Source organism: Pantoea sp. LS15 (genome assembly GCF_012241585.1).
Lineage (GTDB): Bacteria > Pseudomonadota > Gammaproteobacteria > Enterobacterales > Enterobacteriaceae > Enterobacter.
In genome coordinates, this window is sequence record NZ_JAAVXA010000013.1 from 33,217 (window position 1) to 49,163 (window position 15,947).

The following is a 15,947-nucleotide window of genomic DNA, read 5'->3' on the forward strand; positions in this document are numbered from 1 at the left end:
GAGGGACAGAAAGTGGAAAGCCCCGGGAAATCGTCATTTACCCGAGGCTACCCCTCAACCCCCAACAGGTTGAGAGTAGCCTCTTATTCTAGTTTTCACAAGGAGTAAAAGGCATGACGCCATTAAAAACTGCGTTAGGCATTGTCTTTATTATTTGCCTGACGATAGTGATATTTACCTTTATTAATCGCGGTAAGTTATGCGAACTCAAAATAAAGAGTGAACATCAGGAGGTGGCGGCGAAATTAGCCTGCAACGCAGGCTAACCTCTTCGGGCGGAGCGACGATTCCGCCCGGCTTGTCGGATGCTGAGGTCTTAATGCACCCATTTTTTTCTTCTGCCACCGCGATTATACTGCGCGGCATGTACCAAGATGATAAGAATCCATGAAACACATTTTCCTGTTGTTGTTAGTTTTTACGTCGCTTGCCCGTGCCGATGAGATTGGCAGCCAGTATAAAGAGCAAGCTGAAGCGGGTGATGCCCGCGCCCAGTATTATCTTGCCGATACGTACTTCAGCTCTGGCGACAGCAAACAGGCGGCGCTATGGGCAGAGAAAGCGGCAAAAGGGGGCGACGTCGATGCGATGGCACTGCTGTCGCAAATTCAGTTTACACAGGGTGATTATGCGCAGGCTAAAGCACTGGCGCAGCAGGCGAACATCGCAGGCAGTAAACGAGGGGCGATCATGCTGGCACGCGTGCTGGTCAACACCCTGGCAGGCAAAACCGACTATCCACAGGCCATCAAACTGCTGCAAACGGCAACCGAAGATATCGACAATGACTCGGCGGTAGATGCGCAACTGCTGCTGGGTTTGATTTATGCCAACGGTGTAGAAGTGGCTCAGGACGATGTTCAGGCGGCATCATGGTTTAAACGCAGTTCAGCACTTTCACGTACGGGCTACGCAGAGTACTGGGCTGGAATGTTGTTCAGACAGGGTGAGAAGGGCTTTATCATCCCCAATAAACAGAAAGCGCTGTACTGGTTGAACCTGAGTTGTACTGAAGGGTTTGATACGGGATGCGAAGAGTTTGATGCGTTGAGCGGGGAGTAAACATTGCCGGGTGGCGCAAGCCACCCGGCTTTTTACATTACTGGTCAGCCGTCTTATCAAAACGACCCAGCACCTCGCGTTCATACGCCAGCGCTTTTTTACGGTCGAATTTGTGTTCCCACTTGGCAATCACCAGCACCGCCAGGGCGTTACCCACCACATTCAGCGCTGTACGTGCCATGTCGAGGATACGGTCAACACCGGCGATGAATGCCAGTCCTTCCAGCGGGATCCCGACGCTACCCAGCGTTGCCAGCAGCACCACGAACGAAACGCCCGGTACGCCTGCGATACCTTTTGAGGTCACCATCAGGGTCAGCACCAGCACAATTTCCTGCCACAGCGACAGGTCAATCCCGTAGAGCTGAGCGATGAAGATCGCCGCAATACTCTGATACAGCGTAGAGCCATCCAGGTTAAAGGAGTAGCCGGTTGGCACCACGAAGCTGGTGATCGACGCCGGTGCGCCGTAGGCTTCCATCTTCTCAATAATGCGCGGCAGTACGCTCTCAGAGCTTGCAGTGGAATAAGCCAGAATCAACTCATCTTTGAGAATACGGATCAGGATCCAGATGCTCAACCCGCACAGACGCGCCACGATGCCCAGCACCACCAATGCAAAGAACAGGATGGCAAAGTGCACCAGAATCACCAACTTCGCCAGCGGCCACAGGGAGGCGAAACCGAAATTCGCTACGGTCACAGCAATAAGCGCAAACACCCCAACCGGCGCATAGCGCATCACCATGTGAGTCACTTTGAACATGGTTTCAGAGATTGAGCGGAACACCGTCACCAGCGGCTCACGGTGTGTCGCAGGCAGGGAAGAGAGGCCCAGACCAAACAGCACCGAGAAGAAGATGATAGGCAGCATCTCGCCCTTTGCCATAGATGCCACGATGTTAGTTGGCACCAGCGACAGGATCGTTCCCATCAGGCCATGCGCATGGCTCTGCACATCAGCAGTCGTACTTTGATATTTCGAAATATCCACCGTCGCCAGTTGCGACATATCAATCCCGGAGCCTGGCTGGAACACATTCGCCATTGTAATGCCCAGGATAATGGCAATCGTCGTGATCACTTCGAAATAGATAATGGTTTTCGCCCCGATACGGCCTAACTGTTTCGCATCGCCGACGCCCGCAATACCGACCACCAGCGTCGAGATCACAATGGGTACCACAATCATCTTGATCAGATGAATAAAGATATCGCCTGCCGGCGAGAGCAGGTTCGCAATCAGCCATTCGCGGCTGTCACTGTGATAATGGAGGTAACTGCCCAGCAAGATGCCCAGCACAAGGGCTAGCAAAATTTGCCAGGCCAGGCTGACTTTAACGTTTTTCATAGAAACTGACTTCCTCAATGAAGCTCCCTGATCACTCAAACTGCATGAATATGGAGCCATACTGAAAGGGTATGAATTGTGTTGCGTTGGTTTATGGGATTTTTTAACGCGGCGTATGAGTATCATTTGCGCGGTATGTTGCGCAAGCCTTAAAGAACGATGCGTTTCACTACGAAAAGTTGCTATGACGAGAGTTTGTGATAATCCCGATAAATAACCTTTTGTTATAAAAACGCTTTTTTAGGTTAAATTATGAATAATCGTCTCACTAAATTATTTTTCTTCAAAGTTTCATTCGCTCATTTTTCATACTATTCAAACAATGCGTGATCTGCCGCCCAAATAATAAACAAAGCTTGTAAAGCCCCTACAATTAACGTTTTTGCGACATATTATTAACATCTTACAAGGAGAAAAAAAGCCATGAGCCAAATACACAAACATGACATTCCCGCAAACATTGCGGACCGTTGCCTGATCACCCCGGAGCAGTACCACGAGAAATATCAGCAATCTATCAACAGCCCGGACATCTTCTGGGGTGAACAGGGTCATATCCTTGACTGGATCAAACCTTATCAGAAGGTGAAAAACACCTCCTTTGCGCCAGGCAACGTCTCCATAAAATGGTACGAGGATGGCACGCTGAACCTGGCGGCAAACTGCCTTGACCGTCACCTTGCCGAGCGCGGGAATGAGACGGCCATCATCTGGGAAGGCGATGATGCCTCGCAGAGCAAACACATAACGTATAAAGAATTGCACCGCGACGTGTGCCGTTTCGCCAACGTCCTGCTGGAAAAGGGCATTAAAAAAGGCGATGTCGTGGCTATTTATATGCCGATGGTACCCGAAGCGGCGGTTGCCATGCTGGCATGCGCGCGCATCGGTGCGATCCACTCCGTCATCTTCGGCGGCTTCTCGCCAGAAGCGGTTGCTGGTCGTATTGTCGATTCAAATTCTAAACTGGTGATCACCGCCGATGAAGGCGTGCGCGCTGGTCGCAGTATTCCGCTGAAGAAAAACGTCGACGAAGCACTGAAAAACCCGAACGTGAAAAGCGTCAGCAACGTTGTGGTGCTCAAGCGTACCGGCGGTAAGATCGACTGGAAAGAAGGTCGTGACCTGTGGTGGAGCGATCTGATTGAAAAAGCAAGCGACCAGCATCAGCCAGAAGAGATGAATGCAGAAGATCCGCTGTTCATTCTTTACACCTCCGGTTCGACCGGCAAGCCGAAGGGTGTGCTGCATACCACTGGCGGCTATCTGGTCTATGCGGCTACCACCTTCAAATACGTTTTCGATTATCACCCGGGCGACATTTACTGGTGTACTGCTGATGTGGGTTGGGTAACCGGGCACAGCTACCTGCTGTACGGCCCACTGGCCTGCGGTGCCACTACGCTGATGTTTGAAGGTGTACCGAACTGGCCAACCCCGGCGCGTATGTGCCAGGTGGTCGACAAACACAAGGTCAACATTCTCTATACTGCGCCAACGGCGATCCGTGCGCTGATGGCGGAAGGCGATAAAGCCATCGAAGGTACTGACCGCTCTTCCCTGCGCATTCTTGGTTCCGTGGGTGAGCCTATCAACCCGGAAGCCTGGGAGTGGTACTGGAAGAAAATCGGTAATGAGAAATGCCCGGTGATGGACACCTGGTGGCAGACCGAAACGGGCGGCTTTATGATCACCCCAATGCCAGGTGCGACCCAACTGAAAGCGGGTTCTGCAACGAACCCATTCTTCGGTGTACAACCTGCGCTGGTAGATAACGAAGGTCATCCGCTGGAAGGGGCAACCGAAGGCAACCTTGTGATCACTGACTCCTGGCCAGGTCAGGCGCGCACCTTGTTCGGCGATCACGAACGCTTCGAGCAGACCTATTTCTCGACCTTTAAAAACATGTACTTCAGTGGCGATGGCGCGCGTCGCGATGAAGATGGTTACTACTGGATAACCGGACGCGTGGACGATGTATTGAACGTCTCCGGCCACCGTCTGGGCACCGCCGAGATTGAATCTGCGCTGGTGTCTCATCCGAAGATTGCTGAAGCCGCCGTTGTGGGTATCCCGCATAACATCAAAGGCCAGGCGATTTACGCCTATGTCACCCTGAACCACGGTGAAGAGCCATCGCCAGAGCTGTATGCCGAGGTGCGCAACTGGGTACGTAAAGAGATTGGCCCGCTTGCCACACCGGATGTTCTGCACTGGACCGACTCGCTGCCGAAAACCCGTTCAGGCAAAATTATGCGTCGTATTCTGCGCAAAATCGCGGCAGGTGACACCAGTAACCTCGGTGATACTTCAACACTCGCCGATCCGGGTGTGGTGGACAAACTGCTCGAAGAGAAGCAGGCCATCGCAATGCCTTCGTAACCCCCTCACCCTAACCCTCTCCCGCAAGGGAGAGGGAACAATAAAACCTCCCCTACCAATACTTCTGGAGACTCTGTGATGAATAACGATATTTGTCAGCAGATAGAGAATAGTGCGCACTACAGGGAGCTCGTCGATAAACGGCAACGGTTTGCCTTCTTCCTTTCCATCATCATGCTGATTATCTACGTCGGCTTTATTCTGCTTATCGCCTTTGCCCCACACTGGCTCGGTACCCCGCTGCACGAGGGGACCAGCGTCACGCGCGGGATCCCCATTGGCATTGGCGTGATTGTGATTTCATTTGTGCTGACCGGCGTGTACGTCTGGCGCGCAAACGGTGAATTCGATCGTCTTAATAAAGCGGTACTGAGAGAGGTAAAAGCATCATGAAGCGAGTCCTGACGGCGCTAGCCGCCACACTTCCCTTTGCCGCCCACGCGGCGGATGCCATTACCGGCGAGGTACAGCGCCAGCCAACCAACTGGCAGGCGATTGTGATGTTCCTGATTTTCGTCCTGCTGACGCTGTACATCACGTACTGGGCGTCGAAACGCGTGCGCTCCCGTAACGATTACTACACTGCGGGCGGCAACATCACCGGTTTCCAGAATGGGCTGGCGATTGCCGGCGACTTTATGTCCGCGGCCTCGTTCCTCGGCATCTCCGCCCTGGTGTATACCTCAGGCTACGATGGTCTGATTTACTCGCTCGGCTTCCTGGTCGGCTGGCCAATCATTCTGTTCCTGATTGCTGAACGCCTGCGTAACCTGGGACGCTACACCTTTGCAGACGTCGCATCTTATCGCCTGAAACAGGGGCCAATTCGCACCCTCTCAGCCTGTGGCTCGCTGGTGGTGGTTGCGCTGTATCTGATTGCACAAATGGTCGGCGCGGGTAAATTAATCGAACTCCTGTTCGGCCTGAACTACCACGTCGCAGTGGTACTGGTTGGCGTTCTGATGGTGATGTACGTCCTGTTCGGCGGCATGCTGGCAACGACCTGGGTGCAGATCATCAAAGCCGTCCTGCTGCTGTTCGGCGCCAGCTTTATGGCCTTCATGGTGATGAAACACGTTGGGTTCAGCTTCAATAACCTGTTTACCGAAGCGATGGCGGTCCACCCGAAAGGCGAAGCCATTATGAGCCCTGGCGGCCTGGTGAAAGACCCGATTTCAGCCCTTTCGCTCGGTCTGGGTCTGATGTTCGGTACCGCAGGTTTGCCGCACATCCTGATGCGTTTCTTCACCGTGAGCGATGCACGCGAAGCACGCAAGAGCGTTTTCTACGCCACTGGTTTCATGGGTTACTTCTATATCCTGACCTTTATCATCGGCTTTGGTGCCATCATGCTGGTGGGAGCAAACCCGGTGTTCAAAGATGCGGCGGGGGCGCTGATTGGTGGTAATAACATGGCGGCGGTACATCTGGCCGACGCGGTGGGCGGTAACCTGTTCCTCGGCTTTATCTCCGCCGTGGCCTTCGCCACCATTCTTGCGGTGGTAGCAGGGCTGACGCTGGCAGGTGCATCTGCGGTGTCACACGACCTCTACGCCAACGTCTTCCGTAAAGGCGCGAGTGAACGTGATGAGCTGAAGGTTTCCAAGATCACCGTGCTGGTGCTGGGTGTGGTCGCTATTCTGCTGGGTATTCTCTTTGAGAAGCAGAACATCGCCTTTATGGTGGGGCTGGCCTTCTCGATCGCGGCCAGCTGTAATTTCCCTATCATCCTGCTCTCCATGTACTGGTCAAAACTGACCACCCGTGGGGCGATGATTGGTGGCTGGCTGGGACTGCTGACGGCGGTGATCCTGATGATTCTGGGCCCAACCATCTGGGTACAGATCCTCGGTCACGCAACTGCGATTTTCCCGTATGAATACCCGGCGCTGTTCTCTATTGCCGTGGCGTTTATCGGTATCTGGGTCTTCTCGGCCACCGATAACTCCCCGGAGGGTAACCTGGAACGCGAGAAATTCCGCGCCCAGTTTATCCGCTCTCAAACCGGCCTGGGCGTTGAACAAGGCCGCGCACACTAAGTCTTTCTCCCCGGTCACTCTGGCCGGGGAATTTAGAACATCACCCACGCCACCAGCGGCGCAATCAGTACCATTACCACACCAGAGAGCATCATCACCAGGCTTGCCACAACGCCCTCCTGCTGACCCAGTTCATAGGAACGTGCCGTGCCCGCACCGTGCGATGCCGCGCCAAACCCCGCGCCTTTCGCCATCCCTTCCCGAATAGACAGGCGCAGAAACAGCATATCGCCCACCGCCATGCCGAAGACGCCGGTGACAACAACAAACAGCGCCACCAGATCCGGCTGTCCGCCAAGCGGTTTGGCTGCGGCCAGCGCAAATGGCGTCGTCACCGAACGTACCGCCAGGCTGCGCTGAATTTCATCAGGCAGCGTAAACAGCCGTGCCAGCCAGACCGAGCTACAGACCGCCACCACCGTGGCGGTGATCACGCCTGCACTGAGTGACATCCAGTGGCGTTTGATAATCGCCAGGTTGTCATACACCGGGACGGCAAAGGCGATAGTTGCCGGCCCCAGCAGCCACAGTAGCCAGTGGGATTCGCCAATGTAGTTCTGCCAGGAGATGTGACCGAAGACCAGCATCAGCACCAGCAGGATCGGTGTGAAGACCAGCGGCATCAGCGGCAGGGCGTGAAAACGGCGATACAGCCGCTTGTTAGCAAAGTAGATCACCAGCGTCGCAATCAGGCACAGCATGCTTATCTGAAAGTTAGTCATTTCTGTGCCTGCTGATTTCAAACCGATAGACTTTATCTACCACCCAGGCGGTCGCTCCCAGCACCATCAGCGTGCTCAGCGCGATAACTGCAAAGATGCGCCAGCCATCCACCATCAGCAGTTGCGCATAGTTCACCACCGCCACCACAGCAGGGACAAAGAACAGCAGCATCTCCGCCAGCAGCCAGCGCGCGCCAGCGCGCACCCATTTGAGGGGAATAACGCGACAAAGGATGAGCGTAAGCATCAGCATCATCCCCACCAGGTTGGCTGGCAGCGGCAGATGCAACCAGCCGACAAGATATTCCGCAAAAACAAACAGTCCCGCGTAGAGCAGTACCTGAACCGGTACCTGGAGTCGTTGCACAAAGGCAGGCGTAACACGGCTTAACGCCACGGCCATGGGGGGTTCCTCAAAAATGAGACGAAGCGCCAGTATAGTGAGCGCACGGTATGGACAGAAATGAATTAAAATCATCAAAGGTATAGTTTCGAGGAATAATCATGGACATAAGAACGCTGCGCTATTTTGTCGAAGTGGTTCGTCAGCAAAGTTTTACCCGCGCAGCGGAGAAGTTGTTTGTTACCCAACCCACCATCAGCAAGATGCTGAAAAACCTCGAAGATGAACTGAACTGCACTTTGCTGATCCGCGACGGGCGCAAGCTGTTACTGACCGATACCGGACGCGTCGTCTTTGAACGTGGGCTGGCAATCCTGGCGGAGTTCCGTCAACTGGAAGCGGAGCTGGACGATATCAATCATCTGACGAAAGGTGTGCTTCGTCTCGGCATTCCGCCGATGGTAGGGATGATGATGGCCGGGCCAATTAGCCTGTTTCGTCAGCGCTATCCCGGCGTTGAGCTGAAGATATCTGAGTTTGGCGGATTAACCGTCCAGCAGGCGGTTATCAACGGCGAGCTGGACGTGGCGATGACCGCTCTCCCCGTTGAGGAAGAGAGTGGCCTGGCGACACTGCCGCTCTTCAGCCATCCACTGTGCGTACTGGTTCCACGCTCCGGCGACTGGCTGAAGAGAGACTCGGTGAAACCCGAGCTTCTCGGCGAACACCCGCTGCTGATTTACAACGAAGACTTTGCGCTCAGCCGCCAGTTGATGACGTTATTTAATCAACACAACGTGAAGCCGCGCATTGCGGTTCGCAGTGGTCAGTGGGATTTCCTGGCCGCGATGGTGCAGGCAGGTGTGGGGATTGCCATCCTGCCACAACCGATTTGCGAGCGACTGGATAAAAACACGCTGCGCTGGATCCCGCTGGAGAGCAATCTTCACTGGCAGTTAGGGATGATATGGCGCGAAGGGGTGTATTTGTCGCACAGCGCACAGGCATGGCTGCAATGTTGTGAAGGGTTTTGGGTTCCTAACCCCTCACCCTAGCCCTCTCCCGGCGGGAGAGGGAACCGATCGAGCCCCTCGCCCCTATGGGGAGAGGGGAAAAGGTTACTGATTCTCTATCAACAACGCTTCCAGCAGATCCAGATCATGCAGCAGCTTTTGCAGCGTCTCGTTACTGATCTGTCGCGTGGCGCGCAGGTGGTACAGTTCGGCACGCTCTGAACGCAGCGCCGCCAGACGGAACCGACGTTCCAGGTTCTCCTCCTGCAGCGAACTTTCCACATCGTTACGCCCATCGGCACGGCGACGCAGGTTACCAATCACGCGGGAACTGACTTCCGTCAGCAGCTGATTGTCGATGTTCTCTTCCGCATCGGCGGCCAGACGTTCTTCCATTTTCTGAATTGCCACAATCGCCACTTCGGCAGTCGCCGCACGGGCAATGCGCTCTTCTTTATGCTGTTGGGTCGAATCACCCACATCAATGTGCTGCAGCAAAATAGGCAACATCACCACGCCAACAAACAGCGAGAACAGAATCACACCTGCCGCAAGGAACACCAGTTCATAGCGCGCCGGGAAGACATCGCCCGTCGGCAGCAGCAGTGGAATAGAGAGCACACCGGCGAGGGTAATCGCCCCGCGTACCCCCGCGAAAGAGGCAATCAATAGCTCACGCGTAGTCCACGAGCCGAACTCCATCGGCTTTTTCGTCAGGAAACGCATGCTGAACTTTTTCATCGTCCACAACCAACCGAAACGCACCAGCATCAGCGCCAGGTAGATCAGCACGATATCGGTAAACAGTATCCAGACTTCAACGTTCGGGTCGGCTTCTGCCGCCACCAGTGAGGACTCCATAATGCCTGGTAATTGCAGGCCCAGGAGCAGGAACACCATGCCGTTAAAGACAAATTCCAGCATTGCCCAGGTGCTGTTCGCACGCAGACGCATAGCCAGCGGTGCACGACGCATCACGCCGGAGCGGGTGATGGTCATGCCTGCCGCCACCGCCGCCAGAATGCCTGACACGCCTATATGTTCGGCAATCAGATAAGAGGCAAAAGGCAGAAGGAACAGCAGCACGATTTGCGTTGCAGGCTCATCACCGCCCCAACGGCTGAGGAATCGCAGCGAACGTCCATACAGCCAGCTCACCACGAAACCGGCCAGGATACCGCCAATCGCCACTTTGAAGAATTCCAGCGTCGCGCCGCCGACGGTAAAGACCATCGTACCCATCGCGACCGCCACCGCAAACTTCAGGGCAACCAGGCCGGAGGCGTCATTCATCAGCGCCTCACCCTGTAAAATCCCCATGATTTTCTTTGGAATACGTCCTTCCCCCACGATGCCGGAAAGCGCCACAGCATCGGTTGGTGACAGCACGGCAGCCAGCGCAAAAGCAGGAATTAACGGGATACCCGGCACCACCCAGTGGATCAGAAAACCAATTCCGACCACGGTGACCACCACCAGCGCCAGCGCCAGACCGAAGATCTCTCGCCCGTGCTCAAGGAATTCGCGCGTGGGCGTTTTCCAGCCATCAGCAAACAGCAGTGGCGGGATAAACAGCACGAGGAACAGTTCGGGATCGAACTCCACGTGCAGGCCAAACGTCGGCCACGCCAGCAGCGCGCCGATGGCAATTTGCATTAATGGTAGAGGGACCTGAAAGGGCAGTACGCGTGTAACCACCCCGGATAGCGAGACCACAAGGGTCATGATGAGTATTGTGAAGAAGATTTCCATGCGTTCCCTGTTTGCTGTGTTGCTTATCTACTACGGAAGGCGTCGTGCCTTTTATTCTATCTTCCTCAGAGTAACGTAAAAGGCAACGGGATGAGTCCTGAAAATAAAAACGGGCGGCCTGAGCCACCCGTTTTCGCATCAAAGGACAACTTAGATTGCCCAACCGCCCGCGTAGAACGCCACCAGCGCAACAGCGATCACCACCGTGCCGATGTTCAGTTTGCGCCACTCACCAGAGACCAGACGACCAATCACCAGTGATGCGAAACCGATCATAATGCCGGTCACGATGTTACAGGTCAGCACAATAAATACCGCAGTGATGAGGCCGGACATCGCATCCACAAAGTCAGCAAAGTCGATTTTTGCCACGTTGCTCAGCATCAGCAGACCAACGTACATCAGCGCTGGTGCAGTCGCATACGCCGGAACCAGATAGGACAGCGGAGAAAGGAACAGGATCAGCAGGAACAGCACGCCGACGGTGATCGCCGTCAGGCCGGTTTTACCGCCTGCCGCCGTACCCGCTGCGGACTCGATGTATACTGCAGCCGGAGCCGCACCCACCAGACCAGAGAAGACGCTGCTCAGGGAGTCGGTCGTCAGCGCTTTGCCGCCATCAATAATCTGACCGTCTTTATCCAGCAGGTTCGCTTGCCCCGCGACTGCACGGATTGTACCGGTCGCATCAAACACAGCGGTCATCACTAGCGCCAGCACGCTTGGCAGGATCACCGGGTTCAGCGCGCCGACGATATCCAGGCTACCAATCAGGGAGTTGCCTTTGTCATCGCTCAGCGACGGCATGGCGAAAATACCGGAGAAGTGGACGTTTGGATCGAAAATCAGGCCGACAATAGAAACCCCGATAATGGTCAGCAGAATACCACCCGGAACTTTCAGTTTTTCCAGACCGATAATCACCGCCAGGCCAATCAAGGACATAATCACCGGGAAGCTCGCGAAGTGACCAAGCGCAACCGGCAGACCGTCCAGCGGGTTCTTGATGACCAGACCGACGCCGTTGGCGGCAATCAGCAGCAGGAACAGACCGATACCGATACCCGTACCGTGCGCTACGCCGTGCGGCAGGTTGCGCAAAATCCAGCTACGGATGCCGGTCGCTGAAATAACGGTAAACAGCACACCCATCAGGAACACGGCGCCCAACGCAACCGGTACGCTGATGTGTTGGCCCAGCACCAGACTGAATGCGGTAAACGCCGTCAGAGAGATGGCGCAACCAATCGCCAGCGGCAGGTTCGCCCACAGCCCCATCACGATGGAGCCCACACCGGCCACAAGGCAGGTCGCAACAAAGACAGCTGCAGGCGGGAAGCCCGCTTTGCCCAGCATGCCCGGCACAACAATGACGGAGTAAACCATCGCCAGGAACGTTGTCAGACCGGCAACAACTTCCTGACGCACGGTGCTGCCGCGAGCCGAAATTTTAAACATGGCGTCAAGTGAACCGCCAGTACGCGCAGATGGCGTAGACATAGAAAACATCCCCTGAGAGTTTTTAGAAAGTCCGTAAGCGTGGTGGAGACGCCACTGCCAGCTAAACGTCAAATCCTTGAGTTGCGTTTGTGACGAAAGGGCGTCACAAAAAAAGCAAACGTTTAGCTCCGCACTTACAAACGGGTGGTCAAATTAAGGCAAACGATTATCTAGCCTAATCACCGCCCTTTTCAACTGAACTTTGTCGTTTTTCGCTAAAATTCACTTATGACGCTGAAGAAATAAACAGAGGATGCGCAAACGTTATCGTTTATGCGCAATTCGTTTACATTTCAATCGTCACCCGGGATTGATAAAGGACCACCTTGTTCCAGTGTTCTTTGCCAGGCAGAGCTATTCTCAATCTTTTTCTTCCATGCCTGAATATGCGGCAGATTATTGATGCCTCCACGCGCCAGCAGGGCAAAGATCGGGAAACTCATCTGAATATCGGCCATGCTCATCGCGTCCCCGGCAAACCAGCTGTTTTCCGCAAGATGTGAGTCAATGAAACGTGCATGGGTTTCCAGCTGACGGTTGAGATAGGCTTTTTGCACTCCCTGTCCCAGCGCTTTGCCCAGGGTTCGGATACCAAACGGCACAGGGGGTTTACCGAGGCTGTTAAACACCAGCTTCATGAGTAACAGCGGCATCAGCGACCCTTCGGCATAATGCAGCCAGAAGCGATATTGCACCTTATGAGCGGGATCTAAGGGTTTCAACCGTGAGTCGGGATCGTACGTTTCCTGCAGATACTCCAGAATGGCACCTGACTCGGCCAGAATCAGGCCGTTATCTTCGACGACTGGCGATTTGCCCAACGGGTGCACTTTTTTGAGGGACTCAGGAGCCAGCATGTTCTTTTCGCGCTGGTAGTGAATGATCTCATAAGGCAGGGCGAGTTCTTCCAGCGCCCAGATCACACGATGTGAGCGCGACTGGTTAAGGTGGTGTACCGTGAGCATGGTTGTCTCCTGTTATTCATACTTTTTAACTATAGAAAATCGAACAACACCGCGAAAAAAATTCGGCTAAAAAACAACCGGTGTAGCTGGCGAAATGACAGGGCTTGCATAGAATTAAAGTGTCAGCACAATCCGGAACCTCCCCAACCAGCTCGACATGAGGGGTGCTGATGTCGGGGGAAACCCTCCCGTGAACCAGCGGGATAGAGAGAAAGACAAAGACCGGGAAAAACTAAAGCGCCCTTATGTGGCGCTTTAGTTCTTTATTAATCCTCTTCCAGCAACCGCGCCCCCGTCCCCTGTTCACCCAGCCTGTCGCCCGGGTTACGCAACGGACAATCACTACGGGACAAACAGCCGCAACCAATGCAACCATCCAACTCGTCACGCAGTGCGACCAGCGTATGGATACGCCTGTCCAGTTCTTCACGCCACTGGGATGAAAGCTCTTTCCAGACTTTCGGGCTTAGGGTGTGACCTTCCGGCAGCACACCAAATGCCTCGCCGATGGTGGCCAGGGGAATTCCGATTCGTTGCGCAATTTTGATAATCGCCACATAGCGGAGCACATCGCGGGTATAGCGACGCTGGTTTCCACCGTTACGGATACTCTTGATTAACCCTTTGCTTTCATAGAAGTGGAGCGCCGATACCGCAACACCGCTTCGCTTCGCCACTTCACCAGGTGTTAAAAGTGCTTTAATTCGCGGCAATCTCTTTTCCATAAAACCTCTTTACCTCAAGTTAACTTGAGGAATTATACTCCCCCGCAGAGAAAACGACGAATCAACCAGGAAAGTTGTATCTACAGAGGGGCAACCGTATGTCGCATCAGCAGATTATTCAGACACTTATTGAATGGATTGATGAACATATCGACCAACCGTTGAACATTGATGTGGTCGCTAAAAAATCGGGCTATTCGAAATGGTATTTACAGAGAATGTTCCGGACGGTTATGCATCAGACGTTGGGTGAATACATTCGTCAGCGCAGACTGCTGCTGGCAGCTCAGGCGCTACGCTCCACGCAGCGGCCCATTTTTGATATCGCAATGGATCTTGGCTATGTGTCGCAACAAACCTTTTCCCGCGTGTTCCGTCGCGAATTTGACCGCACGCCGAGCGATTATCGCCATCAGTTGAATTAATCACTATCAATGCAAAGGTTGCTGCTGCCAGGTCATAAATTCCTGGGGCGGCATCGCTTTCGCGAAGTGCCATCCCTGACAGAACTGAACACCGCGCTTCAACAACCAACCGACCTGCTCTGCCGTCTCTACACCTTCCGCAATGGTTTTAAGCCGCAGGCTTTGTGCCATCTCGATAATATGCTCGGCGATCAAGTGACTGGTGCTGTTGGTCGTTAAGGTGTCGATAAAGGATTTGTCGATTTTGAGGATATCAACGTTCAGCGAATAGAGGTTATGCAGGTTAGAGTAACCCGTCCCGAAATCATCGATTGCCACTTCATAACCTGCCTGACGGAAAGCCTGAATCACCGGCGTGGTTTTTGGCACATCAATAAACCCACGTTCCGTCACTTCGATTTTGATCTGCTGCGCGCGCACGTCATAGTGGCGGGCCTTGTCAGAAATCATGGCGATCAGCCGCGAAGAGTGGAAATCCGTGGCCGACAGGTTAATCGAGATATAGAGATGCGGATGCGCGGCCAGGAAATGGCCCAGATCGCTGAACACCTCCTCAACAACATAATCCGTTATCCGCTCGCTCATTCCCTCTTTTTCAGCCAGCGGAATAAACTCAGCCGGGCTCATCACCTGTCCGTTAAAACCAGGCCAACGTAACAGCGCTTCAGCCCCTACACACTGGTTGTTCTTGATATCAATGATCGGCTGATAGTGCACACAAAGCTGGCGTTTGTTGAGCGCGCGTTGCAACAACCGCCCTGGGGAATTAAGTTCACGATGGGTACGCGACCATACCAGCAAAATAATAATGCTGCAGATCATCCCCAGTGGCAGCGTCAATGTTGCCTGATGATAAAGCGTTTCATAAAAGCGTTTATTCGATGTTGACACAATAGCCGCAATAGGTCTTTTTGGCGATTTTACGACGGTATAAAAACGGTTATCTTTTTGAAATACCGATTCCTTATCCCGAATCATCGAATTTAATAAAGAAATATTGGCTTTTTGGCTAACGGAAAAGAATGCGTTGGTTATCGTGTCGTACACTCCCCATGAAAGGGAATGATCGTTTGACATCACTTCACTGTACGAAAGCGGATTGACCACCACCACATAATTACCACGCTGCATATATGTCATTTTATAACCAGTATAAAATGGGGTATCGCGATAATAATAGATAGCGACGTCAGGTTTACGCGTGTAATTGGCGACGGAAATTGAGTATGGATGTTCCGGTGTAAAAACGGTCGAACAAAGAAAATTCTGACCTTCGGCATAAATTAAATCGGCGACAAACAGACGGCCACGAACAACGTTCAGCATATATTGACGATGTCCTGGCGTGCAAAGTTCGCCCTGGTATTTTGTCGCCTCGTCCCGGGCCAGTTCAACCTGTTGAATAACCAGTTCTGTTTTGTCTAAAGCCAGTTCAGCAAAGGTACGTAGCTGAGCGCTTGTTTCCGATACGGCTCTTAGCTGGGCAAACCATAGCGCAAGCATCACCGGTAGCATAACTACCATGATGATCCCTACCACCCTGAGCATCTTGTGCCGCGCGCTACGATTCATTTCCCGCCCTATATCCCTGCATGTTGTACGCCTGTAGTAATGAAGGCCGGATGCTTTGCTAAACAGGTGATTACGTTGCATGAATCATGCGAAGTT

Annotated in this window: 15 protein-coding genes; 7 read left to right on the plus strand and 8 right to left on the minus strand. The window is 53.5% G+C overall.

Going from position 1 to position 15,947, the window contains the following annotated elements:
• Nucleotides 1-113 precede the first annotated feature (113 nt).
• Both HED65_RS17405 and HED65_RS17410 read left to right on the plus strand, forming a co-directional pair.
• On the plus strand, nt 114-266 hold the full coding sequence (locus tag HED65_RS17405; protein ID WP_114979525.1) for a Hok/Gef family protein: 153 nt from the start codon (nt 114-116) through the stop codon (nt 264-266).
• A gap of 121 nt (nt 267-387) precedes the next feature.
• Nucleotides 388-1,062, plus strand: a complete 675-nt coding sequence (locus HED65_RS17410; RefSeq protein WP_114979526.1) for a tetratricopeptide repeat protein — start codon at nt 388-390, stop codon at nt 1,060-1,062.
• Between the two features lie 37 nt (nt 1,063-1,099).
• On the opposite strand, the gene gltP is transcribed toward HED65_RS17410, so the two are convergent.
• On the minus strand, nt 1,100-2,413 hold the full coding sequence (gene gltP, locus HED65_RS17415; protein ID WP_014830305.1) for a glutamate/aspartate:proton symporter GltP: 1,314 nt from the start codon (nt 2,411-2,413) through the stop codon (nt 1,100-1,102).
• 423 nt (nt 2,414-2,836) lie between these two features.
• Between gltP and acs the strand changes: the two genes are divergently transcribed.
• The 3 genes from acs (at nt 2,837) to actP (ending at nt 6,834) form a co-directional block, all read left to right on the plus strand.
• Complete coding sequence (acs, locus tag HED65_RS17420; protein WP_114979527.1) at nt 2,837-4,795, plus strand: acetate--CoA ligase; 1,959 nt, start codon at nt 2,837-2,839, stop codon at nt 4,793-4,795.
• Between the two features lie 78 nt (nt 4,796-4,873).
• A complete protein-coding gene (locus HED65_RS17425; RefSeq protein WP_114979528.1) occupies nt 4,874-5,188 on the plus strand; it encodes a DUF485 domain-containing protein in 315 nt (104 codons plus the stop codon).
• On the plus strand, nt 5,185-6,834 hold the full coding sequence (gene actP, locus HED65_RS17430; protein WP_114979529.1) for a cation/acetate symporter ActP: 1,650 nt from the start codon (nt 5,185-5,187) through the stop codon (nt 6,832-6,834). The genes HED65_RS17425 and actP overlap by 4 nt, the downstream gene beginning before the upstream one ends.
• A 32-nt stretch (nt 6,835-6,866) precedes the next feature.
• Here the strand turns inward: actP and HED65_RS17435 are convergent, their stop codons facing one another.
• Together HED65_RS17435 and HED65_RS17440 are read right to left on the minus strand one after the other, a co-directional pair.
• Nucleotides 6,867-7,556 carry an LrgB family protein gene (locus tag HED65_RS17435; protein WP_114979530.1) on the minus strand — a complete coding sequence of 230 codons (690 nt, stop codon included), beginning with the start codon at nt 7,554-7,556 and terminating at the stop codon, nt 6,867-6,869.
• Nucleotides 7,549-7,959 carry a CidA/LrgA family protein gene (locus HED65_RS17440; RefSeq protein WP_114979531.1) on the minus strand — a complete coding sequence of 137 codons (411 nt, stop codon included), beginning with the start codon at nt 7,957-7,959 and terminating at the stop codon, nt 7,549-7,551. The genes HED65_RS17435 and HED65_RS17440 overlap by 8 nt, the downstream gene beginning before the upstream one ends.
• Before the next feature lie 101 nt (nt 7,960-8,060).
• Here HED65_RS17440 and HED65_RS17445 point away from each other — a divergent pair, with 101 nt between their 5' ends.
• Complete coding sequence (locus HED65_RS17445) at nt 8,061-8,954, plus strand: LysR family transcriptional regulator (RefSeq protein ID WP_114979532.1); 894 nt, start codon at nt 8,061-8,063, stop codon at nt 8,952-8,954.
• Nucleotides 8,955-9,017: 63 nt separating this feature from the next.
• Here HED65_RS17445 and HED65_RS17450 read toward each other — a convergent pair whose 3' ends face one another.
• The 4 genes from HED65_RS17450 to soxR all read right to left on the minus strand — a co-directional run bounded on the left by HED65_RS17450 (nt 9,018) and on the right by soxR (nt 13,854).
• The gene (locus HED65_RS17450) at nt 9,018-10,664 is read right to left on the minus strand and encodes a Na+/H+ antiporter (RefSeq protein WP_114979533.1); all 1,647 of its coding nucleotides are present in this window, start codon (nt 10,662-10,664) and stop codon (nt 9,018-9,020) included.
• Nucleotides 10,665-10,814: 150 nt separating this feature from the next.
• A complete protein-coding gene (gene ghxP, locus HED65_RS17455) occupies nt 10,815-12,164 on the minus strand; it encodes a guanine/hypoxanthine transporter GhxP (protein ID WP_028017923.1) in 1,350 nt (449 codons plus the stop codon).
• 293 nt (nt 12,165-12,457) lie between these two features.
• The gene (locus HED65_RS17460; RefSeq protein ID WP_114979534.1) at nt 12,458-13,129 is read right to left on the minus strand and encodes a glutathione S-transferase family protein; all 672 of its coding nucleotides are present in this window, start codon (nt 13,127-13,129) and stop codon (nt 12,458-12,460) included.
• Nucleotides 13,130-13,395: 266 nt separating this feature from the next.
• Nucleotides 13,396-13,854 (minus strand): redox-sensitive transcriptional activator SoxR, encoded by a 459-nt coding sequence (gene soxR, locus HED65_RS17465; protein ID WP_114979535.1) that lies wholly within the window; start codon nt 13,852-13,854, stop codon nt 13,396-13,398.
• A 98-nt stretch (nt 13,855-13,952) separates the two neighbouring features.
• Here soxR and soxS point away from each other — a divergent pair, with 98 nt between their 5' ends.
• Complete coding sequence (gene soxS / locus HED65_RS17470; protein WP_013095071.1) at nt 13,953-14,279, plus strand: superoxide response transcriptional regulator SoxS; 327 nt, start codon at nt 13,953-13,955, stop codon at nt 14,277-14,279.
• A gap of 6 nt (nt 14,280-14,285) precedes the next feature.
• On the opposite strand, the gene pdeC is transcribed toward soxS, so the two are convergent.
• The gene (pdeC, locus tag HED65_RS17475; protein ID WP_114979536.1) at nt 14,286-15,851 is read right to left on the minus strand and encodes a cyclic di-3',5'-guanosine monophosphate phosphodiesterase PdeC; all 1,566 of its coding nucleotides are present in this window, start codon (nt 15,849-15,851) and stop codon (nt 14,286-14,288) included.
• Nucleotides 15,852-15,947: the final 96 nt, after the last annotated feature.

Excerpts from the sequence above, each read along its gene's own strand:
- HED65_RS17460 (WP_114979534.1), bottom strand. The coding sequence starts at position 13,129 with ATGCTCACGGTACACCACCTTAACCAGTCGCGCTCACATCGTGTGATC.
- HED65_RS17410 (WP_114979526.1), top strand. The coding sequence starts at position 388 with ATGAAACACATTTTCCTGTTGTTGTTAGTTTTTACGTCGCTTGCCCGT.
- soxS (WP_013095071.1), top strand. The coding sequence starts at position 13,953 with ATGTCGCATCAGCAGATTATTCAGACACTTATTGAATGGATTGATGAA.
- actP (WP_114979529.1), top strand. The coding sequence starts at position 5,185 with ATGAAGCGAGTCCTGACGGCGCTAGCCGCCACACTTCCCTTTGCCGCC.
- HED65_RS17445 (WP_114979532.1), top strand. The coding sequence starts at position 8,061 with ATGGACATAAGAACGCTGCGCTATTTTGTCGAAGTGGTTCGTCAGCAA.
- HED65_RS17435 (WP_114979530.1), bottom strand. The coding sequence starts at position 7,556 with ATGACTAACTTTCAGATAAGCATGCTGTGCCTGATTGCGACGCTGGTG.
- gltP (WP_014830305.1), bottom strand. The coding sequence starts at position 2,413 with ATGAAAAACGTTAAAGTCAGCCTGGCCTGGCAAATTTTGCTAGCCCTT.
- pdeC (WP_114979536.1), bottom strand. The coding sequence starts at position 15,851 with ATGAATCGTAGCGCGCGGCACAAGATGCTCAGGGTGGTAGGGATCATC.
- ghxP (WP_028017923.1), bottom strand. The coding sequence starts at position 12,164 with ATGTCTACGCCATCTGCGCGTACTGGCGGTTCACTTGACGCCATGTTT.
- HED65_RS17425 (WP_114979528.1), top strand. The coding sequence starts at position 4,874 with ATGAATAACGATATTTGTCAGCAGATAGAGAATAGTGCGCACTACAGG.
- HED65_RS17450 (WP_114979533.1), bottom strand. The coding sequence starts at position 10,664 with ATGGAAATCTTCTTCACAATACTCATCATGACCCTTGTGGTCTCGCTA.
- acs (WP_114979527.1), top strand. The coding sequence starts at position 2,837 with ATGAGCCAAATACACAAACATGACATTCCCGCAAACATTGCGGACCGT.
- soxR (WP_114979535.1), bottom strand. The coding sequence starts at position 13,854 with ATGGAAAAGAGATTGCCGCGAATTAAAGCACTTTTAACACCTGGTGAA.
- HED65_RS17440 (WP_114979531.1), bottom strand. The coding sequence starts at position 7,959 with ATGGCCGTGGCGTTAAGCCGTGTTACGCCTGCCTTTGTGCAACGACTC.
- HED65_RS17405 (WP_114979525.1), top strand. The coding sequence starts at position 114 with ATGACGCCATTAAAAACTGCGTTAGGCATTGTCTTTATTATTTGCCTG.